Below are 1498 nucleotides of genomic sequence, written 5' to 3' on the forward strand. Positions count from 1 at the left end.
CGGTTGAGATGGGCCATCAGCCGCGAGCGCCAGTTCGCCGGCGCCCGGCTGTTGGAGGACGAGGCGCCCGAGGTCGGGGCGGCGATGCGGTCGGAATTCTGCGCGTCGAGCGCGGGCGCGGCGGAGGTGCGCGGCGAAGGCGGCTTGTCGCTCTTCTCGCGCTCCTTCGGCTTGGGCTTCGGGCGCTCCTTGGGCGGCTCGGGCTTCTTCTCGGGCGGGGGAATCTCGGCCACTTCAGGCGGGGGCGGCGGCAGCGGCACCTCGATGGTCTCGGCCGGGCTCTCCGTCACCTCAGGCACCGGCTCTTCCACCGGCGGCGGCTCGGGCGGCGGGGTGTCCTCCACCTCCTCGGCCTGCGGGTCGGGGGGAACCTCCTCCTGCACCTCTTCCGGCGCCTCGACCATTTGCGGGCCGGGCGGCAGCTCCACCGGCTCGGCCGCGGGTGCCACCGGCATTTCCGCCAGCTCGATCATGATCGCCGCCGGCTCCTCCGCCGCCAGGATCGGCGGATCGGTCAGCATGTAGCCGAGCGCGCCGCCATGCACGGCCAGCACCAGCGCGCCGCAGACCAGCCAGACGCTCGCCTCGCGCAGCCGGTGCCCGGCGCTTCCCCTGAGCAGCAGCAGGCTCATGGAGCCGGCGCCCCGGGCGCGGGAGCGGGCGACGCGGGAACGGGTGCGGGTGCCGGCCCGGATGTCGCCGGTGCTGTGCCGGGTGCCGGCGCGGCCGGCGCGGGCTGGCCGGCCATTTCGGTGGCCGGCTGGCCGGCCATTTCGACCCCCACCAGCGCGATCTTGAGATAGCCGGCGGCGCGTAAGAGGTTCATCACCTCCATCAGCTCGCCATAGTCGACGCTCTTGTCGGCGCGCAGGAAGATCCGGGTGTCGCGCTTGTTCTGCGTCGTGCGGTCCAGCGTCGCGCCGAGCGAGGGGCGTGCCACGTCGTCATTGCCGATGGCGAGCACCAGGTCGCTCTTAACCGTGAGATAGACCGGCTTGTCCGGGCGCGGCTGCACGGCGGCGTTCGAGGCCGGCAAATCGACCGCCACATCCACCGTCGACAGCGGCGCCGCCACCATGAAGATGATGAGCAGCACCAGGATCACGTCGATGAACGGGGTGACGTTGATCTCGTGGTTCTCGACCAGATCGTCGCTCTCGGTGCTCTGCAGCTTGGCGGCCATGCCGGCTTACTCCGCCGCCGCCCGCACGCGCGGCGGGGCGGCGCGGCCGGCGTCGCGCCGGTCGAGATCGCGCGAGAGCAGCCGCAGCACCTCGGCCGAGGCATCGCCCATCAGCACGCGATAGCCCGACACCTGGCGCGAGAAATGATTGTAGATCACGACCGCCGGAATGGCCGCGACCAGGCCGATGGCGGTGGCGAGCAGCGCCTCGGCGATGCCGGGCGCCACCACGGCGAGATTGGTGGTCTGCGCCTTCGAGATGCCGATGAACGAGTTCATGATGCCCCACACCGTGCCGAACAGGCCGACAAAGGG

3 protein-coding genes are annotated in these 1498 nt (G+C 71.7%); all 3 read right to left on the reverse strand.

The features are described 5' to 3' along the window. The coding region (locus J2S76_RS23145) for an energy transducer TonB (protein ID WP_307064511.1) at window positions 1-632 on the reverse strand (632 nt) is incomplete at its 3' end. Continuing rightward, the gene (exbD, locus tag J2S76_RS23150) at window positions 629-1183 is read right to left on the reverse strand and encodes a TonB system transport protein ExbD (RefSeq protein ID WP_307064513.1); all 555 of its coding nucleotides are present in this window, start codon (window positions 1181-1183) and stop codon (window positions 629-631) included. The genes J2S76_RS23145 and exbD, both read right to left, overlap by 4 nt. A gap of 6 nt (window positions 1184-1189) precedes the next feature. Beyond that, on the reverse strand, window positions 1190-1498 hold a 309-nt coding region (locus tag J2S76_RS23155; protein WP_307064515.1), incomplete at its 5' end, for a MotA/TolQ/ExbB proton channel family protein.

Origin of the sequence: Ancylobacter vacuolatus, assembly GCF_030813595.1 — a bacterium.
Classification (GTDB): Bacteria; Pseudomonadota; Alphaproteobacteria; order Rhizobiales; family Xanthobacteraceae; genus Ancylobacter; species Ancylobacter vacuolatus.